The 26,921-nt window shown below is 41.0% G+C and carries 23 protein-coding genes and 1 pseudogene; 8 read left to right on the top strand and 16 right to left on the bottom strand.

Annotation, left to right across the window (positions count from 1 at the left end; translation table 11 throughout):
* Window positions 1–144 precede the first annotated feature (144 nt).
* Window positions 145–1,002: a sulfurtransferase gene (locus CV014_RS02550; RefSeq protein WP_236140587.1), complete on the bottom strand. Its 858-nt coding sequence runs from the start codon at window positions 1,000–1,002 to the stop codon at window positions 145–147.
* Between the two features lie 109 nt (window positions 1,003–1,111).
* Between CV014_RS02550 and CV014_RS29820 the strand changes: the two genes are divergently transcribed.
* Window positions 1,112–1,240, top strand: coding sequence for a hypothetical protein (locus tag CV014_RS29820; RefSeq protein WP_268964453.1), 129 nt, complete (start codon window positions 1,112–1,114; stop codon window positions 1,238–1,240).
* Here the strand turns inward: CV014_RS29820 and CV014_RS02545 are convergent.
* The 6 genes from CV014_RS02545 to CV014_RS02520 all read right to left on the bottom strand — a co-directional run bounded on the left by CV014_RS02545 (window position 1,237) and on the right by CV014_RS02520 (window position 5,793).
* Window positions 1,237–1,662 carry a type II toxin-antitoxin system VapC family toxin gene (locus CV014_RS02545; RefSeq protein ID WP_236140586.1) on the bottom strand — a complete coding sequence of 142 codons (426 nt, stop codon included), beginning with the start codon at window positions 1,660–1,662 and terminating at the stop codon, window positions 1,237–1,239. The two genes, CV014_RS29820 and CV014_RS02545, sit on opposite strands and share 4 nt — an antisense overlap.
* Entirely contained in the window at window positions 1,652–1,888 is a 237-nt protein-coding gene (locus CV014_RS02540) for a hypothetical protein (RefSeq protein WP_236140585.1), read from the bottom strand. The genes CV014_RS02545 and CV014_RS02540 overlap by 11 nt, the downstream gene beginning before the upstream one ends.
* A 340-nt stretch (window positions 1,889–2,228) precedes the next feature.
* On the bottom strand, window positions 2,229–3,209 hold the full coding sequence (locus CV014_RS02535) for a protochlorophyllide reductase (RefSeq protein WP_236140584.1): 981 nt from the start codon (window positions 3,207–3,209) through the stop codon (window positions 2,229–2,231).
* Between the two features lie 205 nt (window positions 3,210–3,414).
* Window positions 3,415–4,350 carry an alpha/beta fold hydrolase gene (locus CV014_RS02530; protein ID WP_236140664.1) on the bottom strand — a complete coding sequence of 312 codons (936 nt, stop codon included), beginning with the start codon at window positions 4,348–4,350 and terminating at the stop codon, window positions 3,415–3,417.
* Window positions 4,351–4,455: 105 nt separating this feature from the next.
* Window positions 4,456–4,884, bottom strand: a complete 429-nt coding sequence (locus tag CV014_RS02525; protein ID WP_236140583.1) for a DUF4112 domain-containing protein — start codon at window positions 4,882–4,884, stop codon at window positions 4,456–4,458.
* A 6-nt stretch (window positions 4,885–4,890) separates the two neighbouring features.
* Window positions 4,891–5,793: a YihY/virulence factor BrkB family protein gene (locus CV014_RS02520; protein WP_236140663.1), complete on the bottom strand. Its 903-nt coding sequence runs from the start codon at window positions 5,791–5,793 to the stop codon at window positions 4,891–4,893.
* 202 nt (window positions 5,794–5,995) lie between these two features.
* On the opposite strand from CV014_RS02520, the gene CV014_RS02515 reads away from it, so the two are divergent.
* Entirely contained in the window at window positions 5,996–6,472 is a 477-nt protein-coding gene (locus CV014_RS02515; RefSeq protein WP_236140582.1) for a hypothetical protein, read from the top strand.
* Window positions 6,473–6,766: 294 nt separating this feature from the next.
* On the opposite strand, the gene CV014_RS02510 is transcribed toward CV014_RS02515, so the two are convergent.
* From CV014_RS02510 to CV014_RS02490, 5 genes are all read right to left on the bottom strand, one after another.
* The gene (locus tag CV014_RS02510) at window positions 6,767–6,967 is read right to left on the bottom strand and encodes a hypothetical protein (RefSeq protein ID WP_236140581.1); all 201 of its coding nucleotides are present in this window, start codon (window positions 6,965–6,967) and stop codon (window positions 6,767–6,769) included.
* A 96-nt stretch (window positions 6,968–7,063) separates the two neighbouring features.
* Window positions 7,064–7,279 carry a hypothetical protein gene (locus CV014_RS02505; RefSeq protein WP_236140580.1) on the bottom strand — a complete coding sequence of 72 codons (216 nt, stop codon included), beginning with the start codon at window positions 7,277–7,279 and terminating at the stop codon, window positions 7,064–7,066.
* A gap of 450 nt (window positions 7,280–7,729) precedes the next feature.
* A complete protein-coding gene (locus CV014_RS02500; protein WP_236140579.1) occupies window positions 7,730–8,071 on the bottom strand; it encodes a hypothetical protein in 342 nt (113 codons plus the stop codon).
* 367 nt (window positions 8,072–8,438) lie between these two features.
* Window positions 8,439–9,530 carry a threonine synthase gene (gene thrC, locus CV014_RS02495; RefSeq protein WP_236140578.1) on the bottom strand — a complete coding sequence of 364 codons (1,092 nt, stop codon included), beginning with the start codon at window positions 9,528–9,530 and terminating at the stop codon, window positions 8,439–8,441.
* A gap of 425 nt (window positions 9,531–9,955) precedes the next feature.
* The gene (locus tag CV014_RS02490) at window positions 9,956–10,633 is read right to left on the bottom strand and encodes a pyridoxamine 5'-phosphate oxidase family protein (RefSeq protein WP_236140577.1); all 678 of its coding nucleotides are present in this window, start codon (window positions 10,631–10,633) and stop codon (window positions 9,956–9,958) included.
* A gap of 177 nt (window positions 10,634–10,810) precedes the next feature.
* On the opposite strand from CV014_RS02490, the gene pdxR reads away from it, so the two are divergent.
* Complete coding sequence (gene pdxR, locus CV014_RS02485) at window positions 10,811–12,274, top strand: MocR-like pyridoxine biosynthesis transcription factor PdxR (RefSeq protein ID WP_236140576.1); 1,464 nt, start codon at window positions 10,811–10,813, stop codon at window positions 12,272–12,274.
* On the opposite strand, the gene CV014_RS02480 is transcribed toward pdxR, so the two are convergent.
* Together CV014_RS02480 and CV014_RS02475 are read right to left on the bottom strand one after the other, a co-directional pair.
* Window positions 12,271–12,819, bottom strand: a complete 549-nt coding sequence (locus CV014_RS02480; protein ID WP_236140575.1) for a hypothetical protein — start codon at window positions 12,817–12,819, stop codon at window positions 12,271–12,273. The genes pdxR and CV014_RS02480 overlap by 4 nt on opposite strands.
* Window positions 12,810–13,709, bottom strand: a complete 900-nt coding sequence (locus CV014_RS02475; protein ID WP_236140574.1) for a DUF692 domain-containing protein — start codon at window positions 13,707–13,709, stop codon at window positions 12,810–12,812. Before CV014_RS02475 ends, CV014_RS02480 begins: the two co-directional genes overlap by 10 nt.
* 216 nt (window positions 13,710–13,925) lie before the next feature.
* On the opposite strand from CV014_RS02475, the pseudogene CV014_RS02470 reads away from it, so the two are divergent.
* From CV014_RS02470 to CV014_RS02455, 4 genes and pseudogenes are all read left to right on the top strand, one after another.
* A pseudogene (locus tag CV014_RS02470) lies at window positions 13,926–14,519 on the top strand (IS4 family transposase); the annotation flags it as partial.
* Entirely contained in the window at window positions 14,513–14,956 is a 444-nt protein-coding gene (locus CV014_RS02465; protein WP_236140671.1) for a hypothetical protein, read from the top strand. The pseudogene CV014_RS02470 and the gene CV014_RS02465, both read left to right, overlap by 7 nt.
* Window positions 14,957–16,612: 1,656 nt before the next feature.
* Entirely contained in the window at window positions 16,613–17,131 is a 519-nt protein-coding gene (locus CV014_RS02460) for a hypothetical protein (RefSeq protein WP_236140573.1), read from the top strand.
* A 194-nt stretch (window positions 17,132–17,325) separates the two neighbouring features.
* A complete protein-coding gene (locus CV014_RS02455) occupies window positions 17,326–20,964 on the top strand; it encodes an endonuclease/exonuclease/phosphatase family protein (protein ID WP_236140572.1) in 3,639 nt (1,212 codons plus the stop codon).
* 165 nt (window positions 20,965–21,129) lie between these two features.
* On the opposite strand, the gene CV014_RS29815 is transcribed toward CV014_RS02455, so the two are convergent.
* Window positions 21,130–21,264 carry a hypothetical protein gene (locus CV014_RS29815; protein ID WP_264082456.1) on the bottom strand — a complete coding sequence of 45 codons (135 nt, stop codon included), beginning with the start codon at window positions 21,262–21,264 and terminating at the stop codon, window positions 21,130–21,132.
* A 550-nt stretch (window positions 21,265–21,814) separates the two neighbouring features.
* Between CV014_RS29815 and CV014_RS02450 the strand changes: the two genes are divergently transcribed.
* Window positions 21,815–25,042: a glycoside hydrolase family 15 protein gene (locus CV014_RS02450; RefSeq protein WP_236140662.1), complete on the top strand. Its 3,228-nt coding sequence runs from the start codon at window positions 21,815–21,817 to the stop codon at window positions 25,040–25,042.
* An 88-nt stretch (window positions 25,043–25,130) separates the two neighbouring features.
* On the opposite strand, the gene CV014_RS02445 is transcribed toward CV014_RS02450, so the two are convergent.
* A complete protein-coding gene (locus CV014_RS02445) occupies window positions 25,131–26,696 on the bottom strand; it encodes a GMC oxidoreductase (protein ID WP_236140571.1) in 1,566 nt (521 codons plus the stop codon).
* Window positions 26,697–26,921: the final 225 nt, after the last annotated feature.

The following is a 26,921-nucleotide window of genomic DNA, read 5'->3' as shown; positions in this document are numbered from 1 at the left end:
GTTTAACAAGTATAAATTCCTGAGCTTCATGCTCAATTTTTGCTTGTAAGCAAGCTGTTTTATTGACTTAGCCTACAAGCACTAATTCATAATACGGCTATCTTCCATATTATTAGGCAAGTCAAAATTCCAATTTGGATAATTTTACGCGATTATTTTGTTGTCAATAGGTAACGAGAAATCGCGAGACCATTCATTCCAAGAACCGAAATAATTTTTGGCGTGAATTCCAGCTTGTTGCAAAGCAAACAGCACATTAGCCGCCCTAGAACCTTTAAAACAATAGATATACACAACAGACTCAGAATTAATACTGAGAGATTGGCAAATTTCTAAAATCTCTGCTGTGGGGCGAAACATCGGTATTCCTGATTCAGAAGTCATCAGACGATGCCATTCTAACCAAACGGCGTTCGGGATTCTGCCTTTGCGGGGACAGAAATCCACACCATAGGGTGAAGAACTGATACCTTGCCATTCATCGCGATCGCGCACGTCTAATTTAATAATTGCGGGGTTGTTGATAGCCTGCAACATTTCGATTGTTGTCACCATCATCTCAGCTTGGGGATGCAATCTAAATATGCTGCTTTCAACTTCCGGTACTTCATCAGTAGTGGGTAATTCCGCCGCTAACCAAGCTCTATATCCTCCATGCAAAACAGATACATGGGGACAACCCAAATATTTTAATAAGAAAGCGGCTCTACAAGATTGACCATAACCTCTATTGAAGGCATCTTCATACACAATTAAATGTTCTGTGCCGGATATTCCTACCTCGCTCATAATTTTGGCAAAATATTCTTGCAATTGTTTGAATCCAGCAGGGTAGGAATTATCTAAAAGATAAGTAAAGAAATCTCTAATATTGATAGCTTGAGGAATATGGCCAATAGCATATTCTTCTGGTGAGCGCGTATCAATAATGACAGTCCTTGGGGATTTTGCTGCTAACAAAGACGTGAGTTCTTGAGGAGAAATGAGGAGATTTATATTCACGCTTTCATGCTGTTATCATCACAATAGGCATTATCGCCTGCTGTTAATTTGCACGTTGGCGTGAAATTTACATAATTAAGAATGGGGAATGGGGAATGGGGAATAGGGAATGGGACTTAAAAATCTGAAACTACTGCAACTACAAGCCAGCAAAATACAGCAGAAATATCTTCTTCTTCCCCCACACCCCTACACCCTCATACCCCTACACCCCTACTTTCTCTATTTCCCCTTTTAAAGTGATGTTTCTCGTAACAAGGCACGAAAGCCTAGCTGTTGAAAATGCTCGTTTGCAGTTAATGCTTCAGTAATTCCACAGAATTGCATAACAATAAAAGATACACAATCAACAAATCCCCATTCTTTTTCAGAGCTTTCGCAGTACAGTTGGAAAGCTCTTTCATAGAGTTCCTGAGATAAAGGCACAATTTCTACTTGTGGATCAGAGGCTAGAGAAGTTAACAGCATAATCGCTTCATGACGATAGGGTTGTTGGCATAAGATATTGCCAATTTCTAGCATGACTGTTTGGGTAGTAATTAAACGTGTACCTGCTGCTTCTATCAAGCTGGCTAAATGTAAAGCTCGTTGATGTAAATTATCCTGGGGTGCAGCTAAGGCAATGGCAAAAGATGTATCAAGAAATACTTCAGGTTTCATAGGGAATTTCCTGAACGTATAAATACTTGTCAATGTTAGCAGACAAATCCGGCGGACTATGCAATTGTAGCGATCGCGCCGTCGCTAAAAAAGATACAGTTGCTTGTGCGTTATTCGGCAGTATTTCTATTCTTAAGCGTACACGGGTATTTACAGGTAAAGCGATCGCCTCTTGGGGATAAAATCCTCTACCATCAAATACCGCCGCAATAAAGTTTTCTCCCATATGCCCGCATATTCTAGAAATAGTTTGTGACATCTATCCTATGCGCTGATTTCCGCAAATGGTACTGTTGTAGCTACTAAAAATATAGCTAAATATTTTGAGATACTGAGTTTGTAGTAAGGACTTTAGTCCTGATTTGAAAACTAGGCGTTGCTGATTAATGTGATGATTTATGTTTCGCGCAAAGGCGCAAAGGCGCAAAAATCGGTGGTTGACTTTGCTAGAAAAGCTTAATTCATCCCGCATTTATGCAACGCCGAAAACTAAAGTTCTTACTACAAATCTTTAGTTATTCGCCTTGCTCATCAAAATGATGAGATATTTTTTGAGTTGGAAACCCCTATCTAGCAACGGCTGGAGAAGTTACAGGGGCTAGTCCTACTAAGTTTTCACTTAGATCCCACATCCTTCTAGCGATCGCATCATCACTGGCTTGGGGTGAAACTTGCTGCACAAAGGATTGGCGGTCTTTCTTTTGCCGATTTCCCCAACTCCAATACGCACCAGATTGGGCATATTCAGCATCAGCAGTCACCATTGCTACCCGTTCGCCCGCTAGTTCTTCGGAGACGAAACCGCCTGTAATGCGTTGTTGGAAGATAGGGAACAGTTTTTGGAATAGGGGATAGTGGTTACGGAATAGTGCTGTTGTGGCAACACATCCAGGATAGAGAGAATTAAAGATAATACCCGTAGATTCATGATATCGCCGATGCAATTCCCGCATTGTGAGAATATTGCAGACTTTACTATCTTTATAAGCTTTGACGGGTTCAAATTTCTTGCCATCAGCCATTGTAATGGGGTCTTTGAAACCTTCAGCAAAACCTTTTAAATCGCCCAAGTCTGGACGGGGGGGAATTTTACCGCCGAGTTCGTTGGGGTTATGGGTGACTGTTCCTAAAATTACGAGTCTGGGCTGGGAAGATGATTTTTTTAAATCTTCCAACATCAGGTTACACAGCAGAAAATGGCCTAGATGATTGGTGGCCATGGTTAATTCATATCCCTCTGGACTGCGGAGTGGTTCTTTGATGAGAGGCATATAAATTGCTGCGTTGCACACTAAAGCATCTAGGGTTCTGCCGGTGGCGCGGAAGTTCTGCACAAAGTAACGCACACTGCCTAAAGATGCTAAGTCAACGGGAATGATAGTGTAGCTATCTTGGGGAATTCCTGCGGACTGGGCAGCTTTTTGAGTTTTTTCAATATCTCGGCAAGCCATGACTATGTGCCAATTTCTTTTGGCCATGGCTTTAGCGGCGTACAACCCAACCCCCGAAGATGTGCCTGTAATAATAACTGTTTTGCGTGCTTCCATTCTCTTGGGACTTCTCTAACTTGCATTAATCTTAGTTTTTTTATGATCTCATACCATGTTTGCCGTCAGCTAGCGGTTTTGAGGAGACAGGAGGTAGGAAGTAGGGGGTAAGAGGTGAAAATCTAGGTAACAAAAGGGTTTTAGAGGTTAATATTTCTTTGCATAAGTTGTTAATTTTTTTGTTAGCTCAACATATTGATACAGATTACAAAAAATCCGTGTCTTGTAGAAATTTCAAAATGGCTTGATTCACTTCTTTTGCTGCACCAGTTGAGGCATCGTGACAACAGTTATCGATGATTTGCAATTGGGAATTAGGTAGGCGTTGGTGTAATCTTTCGCCATGAGTGGAGGGAAACCAACTATCGCGATCGCCCCATAAAACTAATGTGGGACAATCTATCTTGTCTAAATCAGTTTGAATTTGAGTGAGCAGATTGGGTTTATTAGCTTGCCAATCTTCAATTTCTTTTGCTGCTATTTGTAATTCTTCGGCAACTTTTACCAACGTACCAGGGAGTTCAATAAATGGATAAGTAATCCAATAAACATCTTCTGGGGTCAGAATTGAGGGATCAAATAGCACTTTGCGCCTTTCTGTGGCCATGACTTCGCGTACCAGTGGCGCGAACCAATAAGCTAAACGTAAATGGTCAATTGCCTGTAAGACTTCTAAAGGAGTTTTGGCGAGGATTTCCATTGCCCAATGTGGTAGGCGTTCCGCAAAAACCGGCGCATTCATCACAATTAACCTGCCGATTAGTTGGGGATTTCTTTGTGCTAAAGCTAAGGAAATTAACGCCCCGATGGATTCTCCCACAATAATAGCTGGTTCATCACATAATCCTTGAATAACTCTTGCTAGTTCAATAACTTGATGCCCATTTTTCTCTCGACGTAACCAAGGCTTATCTGAAAATCCAAAGCCTTTAGCATCAAAACAAATGACTCGAAAATGCTTAGATAAAGCAGCTACACTATAACGCCAATTATAGCTCCAGCTTCCCATACCATGTAAGAGAAAAAGCGGTTTTCCTGTGCCTTTTTCACCATAGGCAATCTGTACAGGATACCCGTCAACATCGCTAATAATTAGACTTTGCCGTCCTTGGGGAAAAGTCGCTTGCCACCAATCTTTCATCAATGATTAATCTCAAAAAATTTTCAGGCAGTTGATAGAATTATAATTACTACCATGTTGTAGACTAATCAGACAATAGTAAGCATAAATTATTTACTTACATTTCTAACGTGGAAATTTTAAGTGTTCTTCTATTAGCCGGATATTATATTCATTAGCTGTCCAAGCAAAGTCAAACAAATCACCCAGCAAGGGAATCATACCTACTAAACTATCAATAATAATATTTACGATCATTTTCCTGAGAATTGCTTTAGGTATACCCAATTTTGACGCTTCAATCACAATATAAAGAGACAGTAGCAAACCTAAAACATCACCCCCGATGGGGATAAATCCGATCATGGGATCTAAACCAACAGCGATGGGTGTACCAGGAATACCAATAACTCTATCTAAAATCCGACTCAAAAACCGGAGACGCTTTAAAGTTGCGGCTTGGGTATGATAGTCAACAGAAGAAGCATGGGGCATAGTAGGCGATCGCTCATTGGTAATAAAATCGTTCAATATTTTGACATAGTTATTAGTCAAGTTAACTTACTGTTGATCTTTGAGGGAAGTTTGATACACTTTGGCACGCATATCTTCACCGACAATCACATTTAATTGATCGCCGATTAATAAAACGGCTGCACTCATCCACAGCCATAGCATTAAGACAATCACTGTTCCTACCGCACCATAGACTTTGTTATAGTTGCCGAAATTAGCTACATACAGCCGAAATAAAGCCGATAACATTGCCCAAAATATAGACGCAAGCATCGCCCCTGGCATAATTGGCGTACCTGAATTCCAAACGCTGGGGCCATAGCGATAGATAAAACTAAATGCTGTAGCCACAATCCCTAAAGCCAAAGGCCAGCGTAATAATTGCCAAAGATTTAATAAGAAAATTAAAGATGAATTACCACTGACAACAAAGCCCAAAATTAAGTCACTGAGAAAGACTAAAAAAGAAGCTAACATTAACAATAAAATTGTGCCTACCGTCAAGCCCAAAGAAATAATTCTCCCTTTCCAAAAGGGACGAGTTTTTTCTGGTGGTATTTGATGGATTTGATCAAAGGCTGTCATAGCGGTACTCACAGCACCAGAAGCAGTCCACAGGGCAATGATAAAACTCAAGGAAAATAATCCTCTATTTTTAGGGTGTGCTATTTCTTGGTTAGCGAATTCTCGAATTAGTGTGATAGCTTCATCTGGTGCAACTTGACTGAGTTGTTGCGCTATTTGTCTAAAAGTGTCCTGCAAAGATTCTTCGAGTAATCCAATGGCAGTGAGGATGGCCAGAATTCCCGGAAACAAAGATAACATGGCATTAAAGGCAATTTCTGAAGCCAATCCTAAGAGTCTTCTAGTAATGGTTCTAGCAACGGTTTTCTTCAGTGTCCGCCAGGTGAGATGGCGGAAAAATCTGACAAAACGAGGTTGTGGCATAGCAGTAGGGAATAGGGAAAACCAATATTGTGTTTCTTGAGAGCCTTTGACTAGCACGACTATGTGCCTGCATGATTATAAAAGAAACACTTTTTCTTCTCCTATACCCCTACACCTGTGTATTTCTTGAGATCCACAGGAGAAAATTTTTTATTTTGCCTGGAATAGCTTATAACTGCACTTAAATACGAAATAACCAGCTATGAATCCAGATTTAACACAACAATGGTTAGCTGAAATTGAGTCACTCAAACAGCAGCTAGTAGAACAACAGCGCGATCGCGATGCAGCTTGGGAAAGTGCGGAGAAGTGGCGTAAACTCTATAACACCGAAGCCGAACAACGTCGCACCGATGCGGATTTGTTTCGTCAAAATAGCGCATCCCTAAAAGCAGAAATTCAAAAACTCAAAGGAATTGACACAACCACCTTACCCAAAGCTATCAACGTGGCAGCAATTCAGCAAGAACTTGCTGCTATCAGGACTGTAGAAGATTTGAAAACCAAACTAGTCTCGGTAATTCAAGAACGCGATCGCTTGCAGCAGGCTTTGAAGACAGAACAAGAAAACCACGAACAAACTCGTAAGAGTCTGACTACTGCTTTAGGTGATGCCATTGATAGTCTAGCTAAAGAACGCGCCGGTACAGGGGGCGGAGTAGTTAAGGAGTCTGTTTAGTGAAAAGCGATCGCAGAATATTTCGGTCTACTGATTGTGATACTTACATTAAGTAGAACTACTGGAAAAAACTAAACTATATTAAGCAATGTAAAAATAATAAGATTCAGTTCGTAGTAAGGACTTTAGTCCTTTTCGGAAAACTAAAGTTCTCACTACAAACCTTTAATTATTTACCTTGTTCTACTTAAGTCCTGTTGACGATTGAGTATGGCAAGCCCAGAAGAACAGAGGCAAAATACTCAATATCGTCAAAAAAACCAAAGGTGGATGTTAACTTCCAACTAAAAGCTATCACCTATTAGTATTAGCCGGATCATATGCTACCCAAGTGTCACCTTGACATTGGAAGTCTTTCTGGTCTTTACCCATTGGAAGTATAGCACCTGATGTATATTTTTGATCTGCGTAATAGCAATCTCCACCGAGAATTTGTTTTTGCTCATGTTCAGAAATTTCAATCAATTCGTCTTGTAAATTTGTGAAGTTAATCATTTGAAATGTACTCCTGTATCAGTCATGATTGTGTTTTAGAAGTTCCGAAAGTAGTAGACTAGCAAACCACATAAGAGTTAAAACTGCTTTGTCTATTTACTTTGGATATGTCTGCCACTTCCATGTCCCATCTGACATACAAGTTTTATCGTATCCTTGACTACCCTGCGGGATTGTAGCACCTGTTGTATATCTTTGACCTGCATAATAACAATCTCCGCCGAGGATTTGTTTTTGTTCTTGTTCAGAAATTTCTATCAATTCGTCTTGTGAATTTACAAGGTTCAGTTCATCAATTGCGAAGTTAATCATGATGTAACATACTCCTTTATTAGCCATATTTGCGTTTTAGATAGTGATTTATAAATCACTCACTACACTTTTATGTTGTCTATTTTTGAGATGAATTTCAAGCATTATTAGAATGATAAAGTGACATAAGAGAGTTATTTTTAATCACGTATAATGATGCTCAATTCCGAGAAAATCAAATATCATAGCACTCGTATTTTCTATATCAATTCCGATTAGATTTTCAGGTTTATTTCTGTCTATATTTTTTTGAAAATATGATATTTATTCCCTAGTATCAGAAAAAATACACTCAAAATTTTTCAAAAATAAAATATTTATGTCCTGATTTTCTATTTGGTAACAAACCTGAAAAATCAACACGACAAAAATCAACCCAAAAAAATATCGGGTTGATCAAAACAATTATTCAGATTTGTTTCTGTCGAATTATCTTCGATCAAAATGGCCTTAAACTATCTTATTTCTTATGGGTATGGGATTATATCCTGTAGGCATTGTTGTATCTGGTACGGCAATAATTCCAACAGTTGAGCCACCATTTATTCCTGAGAAAACATCTTTTGAACTGTAATCACTGAAACCACCTGCAATATTTCTTGCTTGTTCATTAGATAAATCTGATAAACCTAAACCTTCTTGACGACGGGCAATAGCGTTATTTATGGCATCATCAATTAGGTCATCAATCTGAATTTGACTGCTATACTTTGCCATTTGCAATTTCCTCTCGATTGGCAATTCTGAAAATTTCAAAATATGGAATAGCTGATCGCTAACACCATATTCCACATTGTAATGATGAGGAATTGACTTGTAATTAATAGTTCAAATTATGATGAGACTAAACTAAAATTTTTATGTCTCTTTATCAGCAAGCTGCGGCAATTTGTGAGCGCACTTTGGGTGTAGGACATTCTGATACGATGAGAGTGCTGGGAAATTATGCAAAGTTTTTAAGAGAAGCATATCGTTAAGTAGATAGACAAAAATATTTAATGTCATTGCAAGAGAAGAGAAGCAATCCCAAACTCTCTAGGATTGCTTCTCTTCTCTCCAAATAGAAATTAATGTTGGGTTGACGAAAGGAAACCCAACATTTTAGACTTGCCGTGCTACTACCCAGAATCTTCCCAGTCCCTAATCTCCAGTCCCTAATCTAAAATCCCATCGCCTGAGCGACATCACTTAATTCTGCCTCAATTCCCTGTTTAAATTGGGCGTGACTGTGTTTAATTGCTGTATCAGGGTCTTTCAAACCGTTACCAGTCAGGATACACACAACAGTTGCACCTGTCGGTACTTGGTCTTTCACCTGTAATAACCCAGCGACGGAAGCCGCACTAGCAGGTTCACAGAAAATACCTTCTGATGAGGCTAAAAGTCTGTATGCGTCGAGAATTTCTTCGTCGGTAACGGCTTTAAATTGACCTTGACTAGCTGATTGCGCTGCGATCGCTTTATCCCAACTTGCAGGATTACCGATACGTATAGCTGTGGCGATGGTTTCGGGATGGCTGACAGGCTGACCATTTACTAACGGTGCTGCTCCTGCGGCTTGAAATCCCATCATCCGGGGTAGGCGATCGCATTTTCCGGCTTGATGATATTGACAAAAACCCATCCAGTATGCTGTTATATTACCGGCATTACCCACGGGGATACATAACCAGTCTGGTGCGTCACCTAAAGCATCGACAATTTCAAATGCTCCGGTTTTTTGACCTTCCAGACGGTAGGGGTTGACGGAATTCACCAAGGTAATGGGATAATTTTCCGCCATATCCCGGACAATTTCTAAAGCGCGGTCAAAGTTACCCTTGATGGCTAAAACTTCAGCACCGTAGAGTAAAGCTTGCGCCAACTTACCCAAAGCGACATAACCATCGGGAATTAACACAAAAGCCTTCATTCCCCCACGGCGCGCATAGGCGGCGGCGGCGGCGGAAGTATTACCGGTACTAGCGCAAATTACAGCTTTCGCGCCTGCTTCTTTGGCTTTAGTAATCGCCATTGTCATCCCTCGGTCTTTAAAACTACCGGTGGGGTTCAGACCGTCGTATTTCACAAATACCCGCACTTGTCTACCGATACGTTCTGCGATCGCTGGCACGGGAATCAAGGGAGTATTACCTTCTAATAAGGTGACAATCGGCGTAGTGTCGCTGACGGGTAGATACTCACGATAGGCTTCTATGAGTCCGGGCCAGGGTTGGCGATGAGTTTGAGCAATAGACAAGCTTACAGTCACGGGCTTAAAAATTAATTCAAAATTATATTATGGATGATCGTGGCAATTACTCAGCCAGTCAATTTTGGATTTTGCGGAAAGTTCTGTAGGCGGGTTTCCCGCCGTAGGAAACTTTTCAAGACAGATTTTGGATTGGGATGCAACCTAAAACCAAGAATTCGCACAGTTAAACAAGGTTTGTCTGTAGTGTGCTTTTTTGATGTCTGAGGTTTTTTACTCCAGATATTATCTCTGTTTGTATGAATATTTTACAGATAATTTTGATTTTATTTAACTAGGGGTGTAAGGGTGTGGGGGTGTAAGGGTGTAGGGGTCTAAAAACCTATACCGATCAGCAATTAATGTTAGCCCAAATAAAACTCATGGGACAGACCACTAGTTTTACCAAAAATTAAGTCATGTATTTCCCCTACACCCCTACACCCTCATACCCCTACACCCTCTACTTGCGGTCTAGTGTATTGGCTAACATAGGCGGGTATTTCAATACTTGAGTCCAATCGAGAATCACTGATGGGTGTAGCCGCAGTCAGTTTTAAAGGAATTTCCCCAGCCCATACGGGAATTTGATAATCAGCTTCGTCATCCAGAGGCCCACCAGTGCGAACCTTGGCTGAGGCTTCGGCTAAAGGTAAAGATAAAACTACAGTTCCCGCTAATTCTTGACGATTGGGCGATCGCACTTCTTCCCATCTTCCTAAAATAACGTGTTCTGTAAATGCTTTGAGGGCGGCTAGTTTTTGCTCTGCGTCTTCTACTAGTGTGGCTTTACCAAAGACAACGACTGAGCGATAATTCATCGAGTGATGAAACGCCGATCTTGCCAAAATTAGTCCATCAATTAAAGTCACTGTGACGCAAACATCAAGACCTTGTTGGAGTGTTTTTAACATCCGGCTAGCAGGTGAGCCGTGAATATATAGTGTGTCTTCCACTCTTCCGTAGGCTGTCGGAATTACCACAGGTTGTCCTTGGGCGACAAAACCGACATGACAGACTAATCCTTCATCCAGAATTTGATAAATAACGTCAGATTCGTATTCAGCTCTTTGAGGTACGCGTTTAACGGTTGTTCTGGGGCTAGGTGCTTGTTTTTGAGACATAACTGTCAATTTCTACTCTATATCGTTAGAGTATTGAGGAAAATGGAATGACACAATAGCCAATTTCTCATTAAATAACCAGTCCACTTGTGAAAAGTAGTCAATAGTCATTAGTCATTAGTCATTAGTTTTTCTCCCCCTGCCCCCTGCCCCCTGCCCTCCACCTCCTCCCCCATCATGGACTTTACAATTAATATCGATCCACACGCGCCTTTACCTCTGCATCGCCAAGTTTACGAGGAACTACGCCAAGCTATTCTTACGGGGAGATTAATATCTGGACAAAAGTTACCTTCGACGCGATCGCTTGCTCAATTACTTGGTGTTTCCCGTGCTACCATCACTCAAGGTTATGAACTACTTCTGAGTGAAGGTTATCTAGAAACCATTGTGGGTTCGGGAACTTTTGTTTGTCGTCAACTTCCTGACGATTTACTCAACGCTACACCAACACCGTCAAAATCATCACCAGCAAATTCTCCAATACGGTTATCAGCTTATGGTGAAAGTCTCAACGACAAGACATTTTTACACATCCCAGAAGCAAAACTAGAAATCAGCTTTAGCTATGGTAGACCTGCTTTTGAGCATTTCCCGATAGATTTATGGCGCAAGTTAATTTCTCGCTATTGTCGCTCTCATCCAGAAGTGCTAGATTATACCTCATATTCTTTGGGCTATAAAGCATTACGAGAGGCGATCGCTTCCTATATTTCGCGTTCTAGGGCGGTAAATTGTAGTGCTGAACAAATCGTGATTGTCGGTGGTTCACAGCAAGGAATTGACTTAATTACACGTTTGCTCATTGATCGGGGTGATTGGGTTGCTGTAGAAGAGCCAGGCTATCTCGGTGCGAGGCGGGCTTTTTTAGCACAAGGAGCTAAGTTATTTCCCGTAGCTGTCGATCAATCAGGATTAATAGTGGATGAACTAAAATTAAGTGTAATTCCTAACATTAAACTTCTGTATATCACGCCATCGCATCAATTTCCTACAGGGGCGGTTTTATCACTCCCCCGCAGACTAGAGTTATTAGCTTGGGCGCAAAAGTCTGGGGTGATGATGATTGAAGATGACTATGATAGCGAATTTCGCTATGGTGAACGTCCTATTCCAGCGTTACAAGGATTAGATCAAGGTAACTCTATTATGTATGTCGGGACGTTTTCTAAAGTTCTATTTCCGGCTTTGCGCTTGGGTTATTTAGTTTTACCAGAAAATTTAGTTCATGTGTTTGCGCGGGCGAAATGGCTAGCAGACAGACAATGTAGTCTATTGGAACAATACGCCCTGACTGATTTTATTACAGAAGGACATTTAGAACGGCACATTAGACGGATGCGATCGCTCTACAACCAACGCCGACAAATTTTAGTACAGTCTTTGTTGGAGCATTTTGGCGACAGTGTGGAAATTATGGGAGAAAACGCCGGGATGCACCTGATGGTAAAAATCAACACCGAAATTCCTGATGATGAAATTGTCAAACGGGCTGCATTAGCTAACGTCGGTATCGGCGCAGCCTATCCACAATATTTAAAAGCTAGTCCTGGTAGTGAATTTATCTTTGGATATGCGGAATTAAGTGAACAGCAAATTCAAGAGGGAGTTAGGCGACTAGCTCAGGTAATTTCCGACTAGAGGACAAAATGACGCAGTGGTGAACGACTCCCTAAACGCCACCAAATAGCCAGCACATTTTTCTGACTAAAGTCTTGATGCACAGCGTAACGCAAGCGCAGCATTTTGTAACATCTATCTTGTGCGTAAGTCAATAGCCAAGTTTGTTCATAGCGGACTAAATCTTCTATCCAAACTGGGTCAATGCCTTCGGTTTGGGCGACATTGATGATAAAGTCAGCAAAAGCGATCGCATCTTCGCGATGTTTTTTCACACCTTGGGGAATAGTAGTTTCTGCATATCGCCAAAACAGTGTCGGGAAATTTTTCCCCAATGCTTTAGCTGTACGCGGTAGCATTTCCCGCACTTCTCCTAACCGCTTCCACTTCAAGGAGTTAGCAAACACATTCACCTGTGCGGCTGAAAGTTCCGCGAATTGTTGCGCCTCATCGTCACTGAGTCCCATTTCTAAACCAACGGCTTGGGGATTGGCAAAGAAACGCGATCGCAATTCTGTATTAGTGTAAAGTTGGGCTAAAAGTTGCTGGGTTTGCTTTAACCCCATCTTCCGTGTCTCCTCCCAATTTCTCTTGCTTGTTGCAGTTCTGCTGTCAACTGTGCAAATTCTGGTATATTTTCATCCCTTTCTAAAACGATTCCTTTTATCGCCACACGCGCCACCACTTCATCAATAAGTTCCCATACTTGAGGGGGTGTAGCTTGGGAATGACTATCAATCAATATGCCATCATGCCAATGTCCACCCACAAAATGCAACTGCACGACACGTTCCCAAGGTAAATCTTGCATAAATTGCTGCACATCATAGCTATGATTCACCGCATTAATGTACAGGTTTGTCACATCCAATAACAACCCACAATCAGCATTTTCGACCACTTCCGCCAAAAATTGGGCTTCGGTCATTTCCGCACCAGGAAGAGTCACCATGTAAGTAATATTTTCCAAAATTAACGGCACATCAACCCAGCGTCGCACTTCTGCAATATTGCGACACAGAACTTTTACGGCTTCTTTGGTGTAAGGTAGGGGTGATAAATGCCCAATATCAACCCCACCTGCTTTAGTAAAGCAGATATGCTCACTCCACCAAGGCGGGTTAAGTTGTTTAATTAAGGCTGCTAGTTGACGAAGATAATCTGTGTCTACACCTTCCGCACTCCCTAGAGATAAATTAATCGCGTGGGGAATCAGGGGGAAATGACTAGCTAATAACTCTAACTCTTGCTGTTGTTGCCAAGATGGTTGTAAGTAATGTTCCGCCACAATTTCTAGAAAGTCTACCTGTTGGCGGTTGAGAAACAAATCACTTTTGAACGGTTGGCGAAATCCCAACCCAACGCCTAAAGATGGTAGGTGAGTGAACATGGAAGAATTAGGGGTGTGGGGGTGTAGGGGAAGAAAAAGTTTTTTGATAAATCCTACATTCCGCACCTGAAACTGGCACAAAAGAAATGATAGGGAATATGTCCGCTAGTTTTGGATTGAAAACCAAAGTCATAAGAGATGGAAAGTTAAAAATGAAGGTGTAGTTTAGAAAAAATAGATAGTTATAAAAAATCAAAAGTGTTGAATGTTAAGAAATCTGTGATAAAAATAGCCCAAGATTTACCATATTTTGGGCTATTTATTAAAACAAATCGATTGATAATGATTATAAATTCATTCCCCAAGATTGTCAAAGATATTTTCAAACCGTTGCCAAAAAATGATTATCCAGTTTTGAATAGCCGTCTTTATGTTGAGTGTTGGTTGGCTTATGCCTTGGATAATAGCTTAACAAGTATGCGGGACTTATTTAAAAGATTAAACAATACGGGAATTGACGTAAGGATTTCAACATTTTCCAAGGCTAACACACATAGAAGCCAAGAAATATTCCAAAATATTTATCATCAATTGAATCAATTGGTGCAGAAAAAAGCCCAGAAGAAATTAAATGACAAATATGCAATTTGTCGAATTGATTCAACAGTAATTACATGAACAAGCAAGTTGCTATGGGTTCTAGGATCGCATCAAGTAAAACTGTTTAGTTCTCTCAAGATGTCAACAGGCAGTCCAGAAGATAATTTGATAAATTTTGGATATGCTCATGATTATAAATTCGGTTCGTCGATGATGTCTAATTTACCGCTAAATGCAGTTGGGGTAATGAACAGAGGATTTATAGGACTCGATTTCATGCAAGAGTTAGTGCAAAAAAACAAGTATTTTATAGTGCGAATCAAGAATAATTGGAAACATTCAACATTTCTGGTATCGCTGTTATTGCCAATGTCGATACATTTCACATTGTCAGCATTTTATCTCAAGATGCGGCTATTCGTACAGCGATCGCGAATAATGCTGAACAGGTAGTACAGTCTAATAGTGTGAATTCACCAGCAGAAATTAAGAAGTTGCAAGCACAAACTAATAATATTATAGAGGAGATTACCTTACCAATTGGCTGGAATAGGGTTAACTTAGAACAACAATTAGGCTCTAAACAAGACCAGAAAAATCCCGCCTTAATTAATAGCTATTTGACGATGGGTTTTGGTTGGTTAATTAGTGGAATTGCTATATCAATGGGTGCGCCTTTTTGGTTTGAGTTAATTGGTAGATTTATTAATGTCCGCAACTCTGGTAAACGTCCTCCGGCGGCGGCGCAATCTGAAGTTAAAGACAACAGATAATCATATCTAATACCAATTCGCAATGGACTAACGTCCCGCTACGCTAACGCAATTCGCAATTCGCAATTAAAAAACCTATATGGAGCAAGATTTTCAAGGTTTAAATCCATATCAGATTTTTCGTGAAATGGTATAATTTGAATCCAGAAATTTTACCCTTACCTACTATAAACCCGGCTGAAAAACCGGGTTTAAATCACTATGTTACTCATAAATTCAACATGATGTTTATAAATTAAAGCAATGATTACCTTAATTTATATATTAATAATCCACTCAGTCAGTGTACTCATTTGAGTTTTGTGACAATGAAATCAATAGGTAAACGCTAGCCAGGTAAGCTACGGCCGAAATGCAGACAGTCAAGATAAATTCAAAATCATTCATAGCATTTTGGTGAGGGTGTGAGGAGTCAACAATTTAAACAGTGATGCGTGAATTTAGGACATTTCTCTACAGAAATGTCGCAAAAATGAACCTTCATCTCTAGTTAGGGATGAAATTCAGAGAATACAGCACTTTTGAAGTAATTGAGGTACACCAATTATAGAAGGTAGTTTTAAAACTTGACGTTCCATCGGTTGCTGTACCTCATAAACATCGAATCTGCTGTAAGATCAATAAATTCAATTAGTTCCTCATTTACGCCTTGAACTAGTGCAGTGATGCGCTAGCACAATGGGAAAGAAATAAGTCAAACTCTTTCTCATTAGCGTTTTTGAGAGTTAATAGCAGTGACATTAACTCCAGAGGATATTTCGGCTATAACGTTTTAAATTACACAACTACTCATGAAATTTGTTGACTATTAACCATTAACATTCAACAGTCAACAGCTCATAATCAAAATAAAAGCTGTGTAAGTTAGATGCGTGACAGCTGATCATTAATTGATCTGATAAATAAATGTAGCTATAGCATGGATTTCGGGAAGTAATTCCCTCCTGCTAAATCATCAATCTCAAGATGCGCTAAGAACATATTCCTATGAATATTCGCCAGCCCCAGAAAATTCAAGAAAAATTCTGGTTTTGATGAGCAAAATCAGGAAGCTGTTCCTTCTGACTTCTTTATTGATTAATATTCCTCAACTCTGTTGAGGAGAACGGCTAGCTATGTGGGTTTCTACCAGTCTTATAGATGACTAGCTATTAACCACAGCCAGAGTAACGCTACTAGCCTAAAATTGCCGTTTTGTCAGTAGTTGAACCAGATTAAGCGTTGATCGCTCTGAGCTAAGATTGACAGTGGACGAGCCACTTAAATATACGCTGACGTTTAATTTTGGTTTCTACTTCATGAGCAACGTTAACTTGGCAGTTAGCGTTCCTGAGCCTCTTGGATGAGAGCTATTGCTATGTTGTGAACTACCGTTTCTCTATATTAGACCAATCTAGGGAAACTTAACAAAAAATATAATTTAAAAATTTATTTAGTAAATATACTCAAAAGGGATTGAGTGGAGGGAAAAAACTCATGACTAAAGAGATTAAATATTCTCAAAGAAATATTTCACCTGCTAGAGAATAAAGCCAAAGCGGTATGGTAGTAATAATTTGCTATGACCGTACAAATACCAATTTTGTATAACCCCAGGTTTTATGTACGATCGCCTGTTAAATGTTTGTATAATTCTGTGAGTGAAAGGGAGTAATTATGAGCAATTATGATCAGATTTTTGAGGCGAAAAACGCCACAGCAGAACCATTGAATGCAGAGGAAGCTGTAGCGGCGATCGCAGTTGCAACCGCGATCGCTGATTCTACAATTGAAGAGGTGGATGCTGACGGTTTAGCAGGTCTTCTTTGGGAGTTTGAGGTATTTGCAGAATATTCTGAAGATGAAATCATTGAAACTGTGGATGGACTCCTAGCAATTGCCACAGAACAAGGAGTTGGTACTTTGTTAAAGACAGCCACTCAATCTTTACCCGAAGAAATGGTTTGGGATGGTTTTGCAGCAGCTGTAGTTATACTCATAGATGAAGAGGAACTAGTAGTCCCCGCCGCCAAACAGCCTTACCTGAAAAAACTCCAGGAAGCTTTAAAACTGGAGGAAGAAGAAGCACAGGAAATTATTGAAGAAGTAATTGCCGCTTTCCAAGAACCAGATGAGGAAGAATATTTAGATGATGATGACGATGATGAAACAGTGCTGATGGGAGGCTCAAATTAAATCACCTGGTGTTTTTGTGTAATTTGCTAGCTAATTAAGTCTCAACTCTTGAGAAAAACCGAATCCTCAACTTGTGAAGAAAGTTGGGGTTTTGTTATTTTTGTTGCTTAAACAGATGCCTACTTCATCTTTACCTTGAGTTAAGCAAAATTCCTTAAAAATACGGGGATGAGTTAACAATTAAAGGTAAAAGTATGGCAAAAATTATCATTAATGAATTTTACCGTGGCAGCACTCTCACCACTGGGGATGAATTTATTGAACTTTTGTTACTAGAAGACTTAACTGCTGCACAGCTTGAGTCTTTTTTTGTGGGTGATTCTACCGCCGCCAAAACTGCTAAGTTTTCTGCTTATGATTTCACTAACATGGGTTCTATTGCCCCAGTTTTCCAAGCTGGTACGATTATTACCATAGGCGGGACAACTGCTTTTACTCAAGATACATCCTACAATCCCACTGGTGGTGATTGGAATATCCGGCTGAATGCTGGTGGTGTGTTTCTCCCCAATGCTAACAGTGGTAATAACGGAGATATCGCGGCTGATGATATTGTCTGGGTGGATACTAACAATACTGGCGCGACGATTTCCGCCGATGGTTTTGCAGTGGATATCGGTACTGGTAACGGGACATTTACCAGCGCAGTTAACGTGAATTTTGGTTCTAGCACTAACAATACAGGTTATGCCCTCAATTCAGATGCAACAGGCGTAACTAATACCGCTAACTGGACAACAGGAATTCCCATTGCTGCCACTACACCCGGTCAACCGAATGGTGGCAATAACACAACTTTCATTAACAGTCTACGTTCTTCTGTGGTGATTGCGCCTGGGGTGACAATCACTCAGTCAGGAAATAGCACTGATGTAAATGAGGCTGGACAAACGACTGATAGCTACACTATTGCCTTAAAGACTGCGCCAACTAGTCCGGTAAATATTACAATTACGGCTGATGGACAAACAGAAGTTAGCGTTAATGGCACAGACTTTTTTAACTCTGTCTCTATTTCCCTCAATAATACAAATCCTGCCACAATTACTGTCAGAGCGATTGATGATGCTAATAGCGAAGCTTCACCCCATACAGGTGTCATCACCCACACTATCAATAGCAGTGATCTAAATTACTCTAATCTGAATATTCCTAATGTTAGTGTCAACATTACAGACAATGACGTTACCCCTGGAAATATTCGTATCCATGACATTCAAGGCGCAACCCACATTTCTCCTTTGTTAACCTCTGCAACTGATAGAGTCGCAGTAATTAACGTACCAGGAATTGTCACAGCCATCACGAGTAACGGTTTCTATCTCCAAGACCCTTCTCCTGATAATGATGTCAGTACCTCCGAAGGGATTTTCGTTTTCACTGGTGCTAATTCCCCCCTGCGTACAGCCAGAACTATCGGAGAAGCAATTTTAGTTTCTGGAACAGTGAGTGAGTTTCGGCCTGGAAATAACCAGGTAAACTTAACGGTTACGCAAATTCTCAATGATTCGGCGGTACAGTCCTTAAACATCACACCTTGGACTACTGCACCTACAACTACCATTAATCCTACCGTTATTGGCAGCGATCGCACTCCACCCACGACAGTCATTAACAACGACTTCACCACCCCAGGGAATGTAGAAACAGGTGGTGATTTCGACCCCACAGTTGAAGGAATCGACTTCTACGAAAGTTTAGAAGGAATGTTAGTAGAGATTCCCAACCCTGTAGCAGTTAGTCCTACCAATAACTTTGGGGAAATCTGGGTTTTGGCAAATAATGGTGCAGAAGCTACAGGATTAAATTCCAGAGGCGGTATTACCATTAGTGAAGGTGACTTTAATCCAGAACGCATCCAAATCGATGACATCCCAGCGATATTTACGTCACCCTCAGTTGACACAGGTACGCAATTCAGCAACATCACTGGGGTAGTTAGCTATGATTTTAATAACTATGAAGTCCTCCCCACATCACCCATCGCCATCGCTAACCCCAGCAGCTTACAACGGGATGTTACTAATTTAACTAGCACCAATCCCGACCAACTTACCGTTGCTAGTTTCAACGTGGAAAACCTCGACCTCAGCGACGGCGCAAGATTTGACGCAATTGCAGAGATTATCGTCAATAATCTCAAATCCCCCGACATTATCAACTTAGTTGAAATTCAAGACAATAATGGGGCGACTAATAACGGTGTAGTTGATGCTGATGTCACATTGCAGACATTAATTAATGCGATCGCATCTGCTGGTGGCCCCACTTACGAATTTCGCCAGGTTAACCCAGAAAATAACCAAGATGGCGGCGAACCTGGGGGAAATATCCGCGTTGGCTTCTTATTTAACCCTAATCGCGTTGATTTTGTGGATATTCCTGGTGGTAGTGCAACTACAGATACCACAGTGAATAATGTGGGTGGAACTCCCGAACTTTCTAGCAGTCCAGGAAGAATTCTCGACACTGATTTATCAGATGGTAATGCCTTTGCCAATAGTCGTAAACCTCTGGTGGGCGAGTTTTTATTTAACGGGAATAAAGTCTTTGTCATCGCCAATCATTTCAATTCCAAAGGTGGGGATCAACCCTTATTTGGTCGTTTCCAAGCACCAACGCTAACTTCAGAAGTACAACGATTGCAACAAGCACAAGAATTAAAAAATTTTGTTGCAGATATTCTGGCTGTAGATCCCAATGCCAATATAGTTGTTGCCGGAGATTTAAATGATTTTCAATTCTCTGCACCCTTAGCGGTGCTAGAAAGTGCAGGTTTAACTAACTTGGTGAATAGTCTCCCAGTTAATGAACGTTACAGCTACAACTTTGATGGTAACGCCCAAACACTAGATCACATTTTAGTTAGTAATAACCTCAGCACCTCTGCGGAATTCGATATTGTCCATGTCAACTCGGAATTTGCTGACCAAGTTAGCGACCATGACCCCTTAGTGGCGCGTTTTTACTTACCCATCATCATCAATGGTACAACCAACGCCGATAATTTAATCGGGACTGACCGCAATGAAGTAATGAACGGTTTAGCAGGTAATGACTTCATTGCTGGACAAGGCGGTAACGACAGTATTAATGGTGGTTTAGGAAATGGCGATCACCTATTTGGTGGCGATGGCAATGATACAATTATCGACCCTGATGGCGTTTTTGGGGCGCATGGTGGACTCGGTAACGACACTATTACCGTAAATTTTGCCCCCAGTTGGGACAACAACAGCAATTCTCAAGACGCACCCCGTTCCGACGGTAAAATCACTGGCGGTTACGGCGATGATATCATCACCATCACCATGAATAACTCACGTTTCTTCCTGAACTTGAAGGGTGACGAACCTGTTAGCAACAATTCAAGTGATGGTAATGATATTGTCACTCTGCTAGGTAATTACGCCAATTCCGTCGTTGATTTAGGAGGCGGTAACGATATCTTTAATGGTGGTATCGGTTCAGATAGCGTCTCTGGCGGTAATGGCAATGATACCTTACTGGGAAGCAATGGCAATGATCTATTGGTAGGCGGTAATGGGGATGATATTCTCAATGGTGGCGCAGGGATAAATATCCTCACTGGCGGTCAGGGAAGTGATATCTTTGTCCTGTCACCTCTGACTGGTAAAGATACCATCATTGATTTTAATGATGGTCAAGACTTGATTGGCTTATCTGGTATATCCTTCGGACAACTAACTATCAATAGTCTCCTCAAGACGACATTCATTAGTTGGAATGATGGAAATAACAACAAGTTGTTAGCAGTTTTACTAGGTGAAGATGCCAGTAATGTCACTGCTGCTGATTTTATAGAAGTTTAACTTAGTTATACCGTTTCTTGATGAAGATGCACTGTAGAGACGTTGCATACAACGTCTCTACATGATTTATTTGGCGCAACTTCATAGAGAATTGGTATTAGGACTGGCTGAAAAAGTCCTTTAGTGATGCTAGGGAATAGGGAACAGTACCACATTACCTTAAACTCACACAACAGACCGCTTGAGTGAACCATCTGCATACAGTTCTAAAGGTACTAACTCCAGCTTGCCGTTGACTTTCACCTGGGAATAAACTACCTTGAGTAGCGGAGCTTGATTTTGGTTATAGCGTAGAGACATAACTCATATCCTCATACTTATATTAATTCACTTACACACAGCTCACCCAATTCACAATCTCGTTGATAGACTTTGTGCTTGCGGATACTAGGAAACATCTGTTTGGTGTCTTATGTATCAATACGGTTCAGCTAAACCTAACATTTGGGGTTTGTGAAGTAAGAAAAAGTTCGTAGTAAGGACTTCAGTCCTTAGACGAGGACTAAAGTCCTCTCTACGACACGCTTGCGCGTAGCTTGCTTCCCCGGAGGGGTACACTACAAACTGTTTTCTTAACTGAACTGTATTGTCTTATATATAACTAAAGAGATGTAAAAATCTGGTATCAATGTTTATTATCATTGGTAAAGATTTCACAAATTTTTTAGATTTCAGTTATAATTACTTCACAATTTTGCAATTAAATGCTCATTAACGCGAGATAATAATAAATTCTCCACACCCTCAGCTAGCTGTAGCATTGACCATGACAGAACTTGTTTTGGCTTGGCTGACATAATTGACTTCACGGCTACAGGGTGCTATTCCGCAAGGTGCTATTAATAAAATTATGACAACAGCCAACACATCACAAGCCCGTCTGGAGTATTACTACCAGCAAATCAAAAGCATCATTTTGATGCGTCAAAATCCTATTACCGGTTTGTTACCAGCCAGCACCGCTATAACAGCCCACGGTGATTATACAGATGCTTGGGTGAGAGATAATGTTTATAGTATCTTGGCGGTTTGGGGTTTAGCCCTGGCATATCGTAAGGTAGATGAAGATAAAGGGCGCACCTATGAATTGGAACACAGTGTGATTAAGTTGATGCGTGGATTATTGTTTGCGATGATGCGACAAGCCCACAAAGTCGAACAATTTAAACACACACAATCACTTCTAGATGGCTTACACGCCAAATACAATACAGCAACTGGCGATATTGTCGTTGGTGATGATGAATGGGGACATCTGCAATTAGATGCGACATCAATATTTTTATTGATGCTGGCACAAATGACTGCCTCTGGGTTGCAGATAGTTTATACAATTGATGAAGTTAATTTTGTTCAAAACCTGGTTTACTACATTGGACGCGCCTATCGCACCCCCGATTATGGCATTTGGGAACGGGGAAATAAAATCAATCATGGGAACGCAGAATTAAACGCTAGTTCGATGGGGATGGCGAAAGCCGCACTAGAAGCTATCAACGGACTAGATTTATTTGGAGTCAGGGGAAGTCAAGCTTCTGTAATTCACGTATTACCAGATGAAATTGCTCGCGCTCGGATTACTTTAGAATCATTATTACCGAGAGAATCGGCATCAAAAGAAATTGATGCGGCTTTATTAAGTATTATTAGCTATCCGGCTTTTGCTGTCGAAGATGTGCAGTTAAGAGAACGCACACTCAACGATATTATTAATAAACTCCAAGGAAAATACGGTTGCAAACGCTTTTTGCGGGATGGACATCAAACGGTTTTAGAAGATACTCAACGGTTGCATTATGAACCGTGGGAATTGAAACAATTTGAGCATATTGAATGTGAATGGCCGTTATTTTTCACATATTTAGCCCTTGATGGGTTATTTTGTGGCGATAAAAAACGCGTGAAGTTTTACCAAGAAAGTCTAGCCAATTTATTAGTTGAACGGGACGGATTACAGCTATTACCAGAATTATATTATGTGCCTGCGGAAAATGTCGAGGCTGAAAAATTAGTCCCTCAAAGTCAGCCACGCTTACCGAATGAAAATATCCCCTTGGTGTGGGCGCAAAGTCTATATTTTCTCGGTCAAATGTTGAGTGAAGGGTTATTAGCCATCGGTGATATTGACCCGTTGGGAAGACATTTGTGTGTCGGGAAAAATCGGGAAGCTTTAGTGCAGATTGCTCTATTAGCCGAAGACGAAGATTTACAATTAGAGTTAGAAGTACATGGGATTGAAACTCAAACACCCAAACAAGTAGAACCAATTCAAGTCAGAAAAGCAGGGGAACTTTCCCATATTTACACTCAAATTGGGCGCAATGATAAACTGGGGTTAACTGGGAGACCAGCGAGAAGATTACGGAGTTTAACTACATCTCGAATTTTTCGGATTCAAGGCGAGACAGTGGTATTTTTGCCATCCTTTCTAGACTCACAGCAGTTTTATTTAACGCTGGATTATCATTTTTTGGTAGATCAAATTAGAAGCGAATTGGCATATATTCAAAAATATTGGAGTGATTTAGGTCGTCCAACTTTAACTTTAATGTTGACACACACCATTTTAGAAACTGGTTCTCAAGCTTTATTAGAACTGATGCAGGAGTTAAAAGAAGGTGTTTGTAATGGTGTAAAAGTTAAACTAGGAAAGCTAAATCAACTGATGCTAACGGCGGGAATTCAAAGGATAGACTTTCTCCCCGCAGGTGATTTTACGCAGTTAGCTATGCAAAATGCTGTACCACATTGCTATTATTTGGCATATCATCCTGGTAAAAACTGGCGTTTAGGGCATACTCAAGAATTCCAGATGGAATGTGAAACTAACTTGAGTTTCTTATTGTCATCTGTGCGTTCATCAGAAAACCTCTATGAGCAAATTGAATTATTGCAGACTTTGACTCGTTTGCAAGGATTAGAATTTGATACAGGCTTTGGGGGGAATGATCACCCTGTAACGGTGGCTTATTTACTCAATGAAGTGTACACCAAAGCTGGGGATTACGGTCATTGGGCGGTAGTTCGTCGGGCGGCTGGTTTATTGCAAATGGTGGATATTGGCTTATCGGATGCGGTGACAAGTATTTTGGTTAGGGGTAAACAAATTGCTGTGGGTAGGGCTTATAGTGAAGCCTCACTAATTACAGTTCCCATGCCTCATAATGAAATTTTCGATAAGATTAATAACTTCTGTCGTGAGGATATCCGCGATCGCGTCTTAACTCAAGAAATTTTAATTTACTTGGGCATCTTAATCAAAACAGAGCCAGAATTATTTCAAGGATTACTTACCCTGAGAGTGGGTTATCTCATCTTATTAATTACCAGCGAACTAGCGCGAGAGTTGCGCGTCACTCAAGATGAAGCCTATGAAAAGTTAATGGAACTTGCACCCTTTGAAGTGAAAAACCGTCTGCGTCAAGTATTGACTGCATACACAGGGATGAGTAGTTTGTTACGTCAGCAGGAATCACTCCACGTTAAGCAAAAGGAAAGTGACATTGATTGGGTAGTGTTACCTGTGATTACCGAAGAAACAGAAGTACAGGAAATTCCTGTGGGTGGTTGGCGACGCTTCCGCCAAGCTGAAGGCGCACTCAGTCGCGTCCCCAAAAACTTCTTTCAGCAAGTTTGGCTATTAATGCACCATTGTAAAGGTTTAGTGGTTGGCGATAAATTAGAGCGTCGCAATCGTTTAGAAAGCGATGTCATGTTATCTGAGATGACAGCCGGGGAGAAGAATTTTGCTTTATTAGTAGAACATCTATTAAATAAAATTGAAGCCCCAGAATATCGCCACGTTAACATTGAAGCACTCATGGAACTAGCTGCGATCGCCGCTAAAAACCCCACCCTGCAAATTGAAGAATATATTGTATTGGATGTATTAATTGGTCATGCCGTGCGTTTAGCTTGGCTAGATGGACATCCCGAACGCGGCGATCGCTATGATGAAGATAAAGCCAGTGCGTGGCGACATTTTTACAACACTTCCCCCAGAGATTGTACTACCTATATTCTCAAGGCCTTTAGATTCTTAACAGAGTTTGTCCAAGAATTTGAGCCTCAGAGTTAGGGGAGTAGGGGAGGCAGGGGTGCAGGGGTGCAGGGGGAGAAAACTTCACTCATTACTCATTACTCAGCACTCACCACTCACCACTCCCCTATAATCTAGCTAACAAGTGATCACCTACCCGCAATGAATTAGCAATAATAGTCAGTGTGGGATTCACAGCCGCACTAGAAGGAAAGAAACTGCTATCGACAACATAGAGATTATCAATATCATGGGTGCGACAATTTAAATCCAGTACCGATGTTGCGGGATCTTCCCCAAAGCGACAAGTCCCGCATTGATGACCTACAGACTGGAGAGGCATGAGATTGCGGGGGTATAAACTAAAGGGAATACAATGTTCTGCGCGATCAACTTGTTTGAGGACATTTACCCAGCGTTGAGTCAGGCGATCGCTTGCTTCGCGGTTGTTGATTTGATACTCTAAATAAACTTTATTCTCTTTGACTCGCACTCGATTTTGCGGTTGTGGTAAATCTTCTGTCTGCAACCACCAACCTACGGTATGATCAGCGATGGTTCTCAATTCTGCTTCTGGTCTGAGTCTTAATAGTGGGGCTAGTAGGCTAGGCACTTCAGCCGGGAGCATATCTGCTAGCACATTGCCGGTATTCTGTACCAAACCCATCGGGTAGGGAAAATCAGGTTCGCCCCAGTAAAAATCACTAATGGCGATGGTTTTTTGATATACCGAAAGGTTAAGTTTTGTATTGAGTTGCACCATTGCGGTGCAAATATGCTTCATCAAGTTGCGTCCCACCTGATCAGAACTGTTGGCTAATCCTTGGGGATGTTGGTCATTAGCAGAATACAGCAATAATGCTGCGGAGTTAATTGCACCACAAGCTACAACGACAATATCGCCTGTAAAAAATTGGGTTTCCCCATTAACTTCAGCTTCAACTTTGGTCACTTCTCGCCCAGAAGGGCTAGTATGTAAACGCGTGACTTTAGTGTCGGTGAGTAAAGTGATATTGGGCTGATAGCGGATATTTTGGATGCAATTAACTTCAGCATCAGCTTTACCTTGAGTTAAGCAGGGGAAACCATCGCAGGTATTACATCGAATACAGTTCCCCAAAGTTTTATCTACTTCGTTGAGTTTTAAGCCCAAGGGGAGATGAAAAGGACTTAATCCCGCCTCATGCTTGAGACTATTGACTAATTCCTGCATTCGCGGTTCATGGTTTACTGGGGGATGGGGATAAGGTATGCTGCGGGGTGGCTCGGTAGGATCAAGACCATCTTGACCGTGAACATCGTAAAGCTGCTCGGCTTGAGTGTAATAAGCTTCAAAATCTGGATATTTTAAAGGCCATGCTGGGGAAATACCATCTTTGTGTTTTACTTCCTCAAAATCGCGTTCCCGTAATCGCAGTAAAGCTGCACCATAAACTTTGGTGTTACCTCCCACCCAATAATTCATTCCTGGACGGAAGGGTTTGTCGTTGACATCGTACCAATTTTCTTGGGTGTGATATCGTTCTAGTTGATAAACTTCTAAGGCACTCCAGTTTTCTTTTTCTCTGGGTAGAAATTTTCCTCGTTCTAGGATTAAAATCTTTTTGCCACTGGGGGCGAGGTGATAGGCTAAAGTCCCGCCACCTGCACCAGTTCCGATGATAATTACGTCATAATGTGTGTTGGTTGTCATGGTTGTTTAGGCCTCTTGGATATTTTGGGGTTGCGGGAAAGAGAAAGCTCACGCAAAGGCGCAAAGACGCAAAGAAAGGCGCAGAAGATTATTGGGATGGGTAGTGTTGTTTCTTGATTCTGGAATAAGCTATGAATTTGGGTTTTTAATCCAAAATTGGTAAGTTTTAAGAAATAATTTTCTTGTTTTCCCCCTGCCCCCTGCTCCCGTTCGGCTGACGCTCAC

The organism is Nostoc sp. CMAA1605 (assembly GCF_021596505.1).
Taxonomy (GTDB): Bacteria; Cyanobacteriota; Cyanobacteriia; order Cyanobacteriales; family Nostocaceae; genus Trichormus.
Note: the sequence above shows the minus strand (reverse complement) of the source record. Positions and strands in the feature narration are given on the sequence as shown.

Bases quoted from the DNA above. Each gene is read 5' to 3' on its own strand.
- CV014_RS29820 (WP_268964453.1), top strand. From the start codon at position 1,112: ATGGGACTTAAAAATCTGAAACTACTGCAACTACAAGCCAGCAAAATA.
- CV014_RS02530 (WP_236140664.1), bottom strand. From the start codon at position 4,350: ATGAAAGATTGGTGGCAAGCGACTTTTCCCCAAGGACGGCAAAGTCTA.
- CV014_RS02515 (WP_236140582.1), top strand. From the start codon at position 5,996: ATGAATCCAGATTTAACACAACAATGGTTAGCTGAAATTGAGTCACTC.
- CV014_RS02455 (WP_236140572.1), top strand. From the start codon at position 17,326: ATGGCAAAAATTATCATTAATGAATTTTACCGTGGCAGCACTCTCACC.
- CV014_RS02450 (WP_236140662.1), top strand. From the start codon at position 21,815: ATGACAACAGCCAACACATCACAAGCCCGTCTGGAGTATTACTACCAG.
- CV014_RS29815 (WP_264082456.1), bottom strand. From the start codon at position 21,264: ATGTCTCTACGCTATAACCAAAATCAAGCTCCGCTACTCAAGGTAGTT.
- CV014_RS02445 (WP_236140571.1), bottom strand. From the start codon at position 26,696: ATGACAACCAACACACATTATGACGTAATTATCATCGGAACTGGTGCA.
- CV014_RS02540 (WP_236140585.1), bottom strand. From the start codon at position 1,888: ATGGGAGAAAACTTTATTGCGGCGGTATTTGATGGTAGAGGATTTTAT.
- CV014_RS02510 (WP_236140581.1), bottom strand. From the start codon at position 6,967: ATGATTAACTTCACAAATTTACAAGACGAATTGATTGAAATTTCTGAA.
- CV014_RS02460 (WP_236140573.1), top strand. From the start codon at position 16,613: ATGAGCAATTATGATCAGATTTTTGAGGCGAAAAACGCCACAGCAGAA.
- CV014_RS02535 (WP_236140584.1), bottom strand. From the start codon at position 3,209: ATGGAAGCACGCAAAACAGTTATTATTACAGGCACATCTTCGGGGGTT.
- CV014_RS02520 (WP_236140663.1), bottom strand. From the start codon at position 5,793: ATGCCACAACCTCGTTTTGTCAGATTTTTCCGCCATCTCACCTGGCGG.
- pdxR (WP_236140576.1), top strand. From the start codon at position 10,811: ATGGACTTTACAATTAATATCGATCCACACGCGCCTTTACCTCTGCAT.
- CV014_RS02505 (WP_236140580.1), bottom strand. From the start codon at position 7,279: ATGATTAACTTCGCAATTGATGAACTGAACCTTGTAAATTCACAAGAC.
- CV014_RS02545 (WP_236140586.1), bottom strand. From the start codon at position 1,662: ATGAAACCTGAAGTATTTCTTGATACATCTTTTGCCATTGCCTTAGCT.
- CV014_RS02480 (WP_236140575.1), bottom strand. From the start codon at position 12,819: ATGGGGTTAAAGCAAACCCAGCAACTTTTAGCCCAACTTTACACTAAT.
- CV014_RS02490 (WP_236140577.1), bottom strand. From the start codon at position 10,633: ATGTCTCAAAAACAAGCACCTAGCCCCAGAACAACCGTTAAACGCGTA.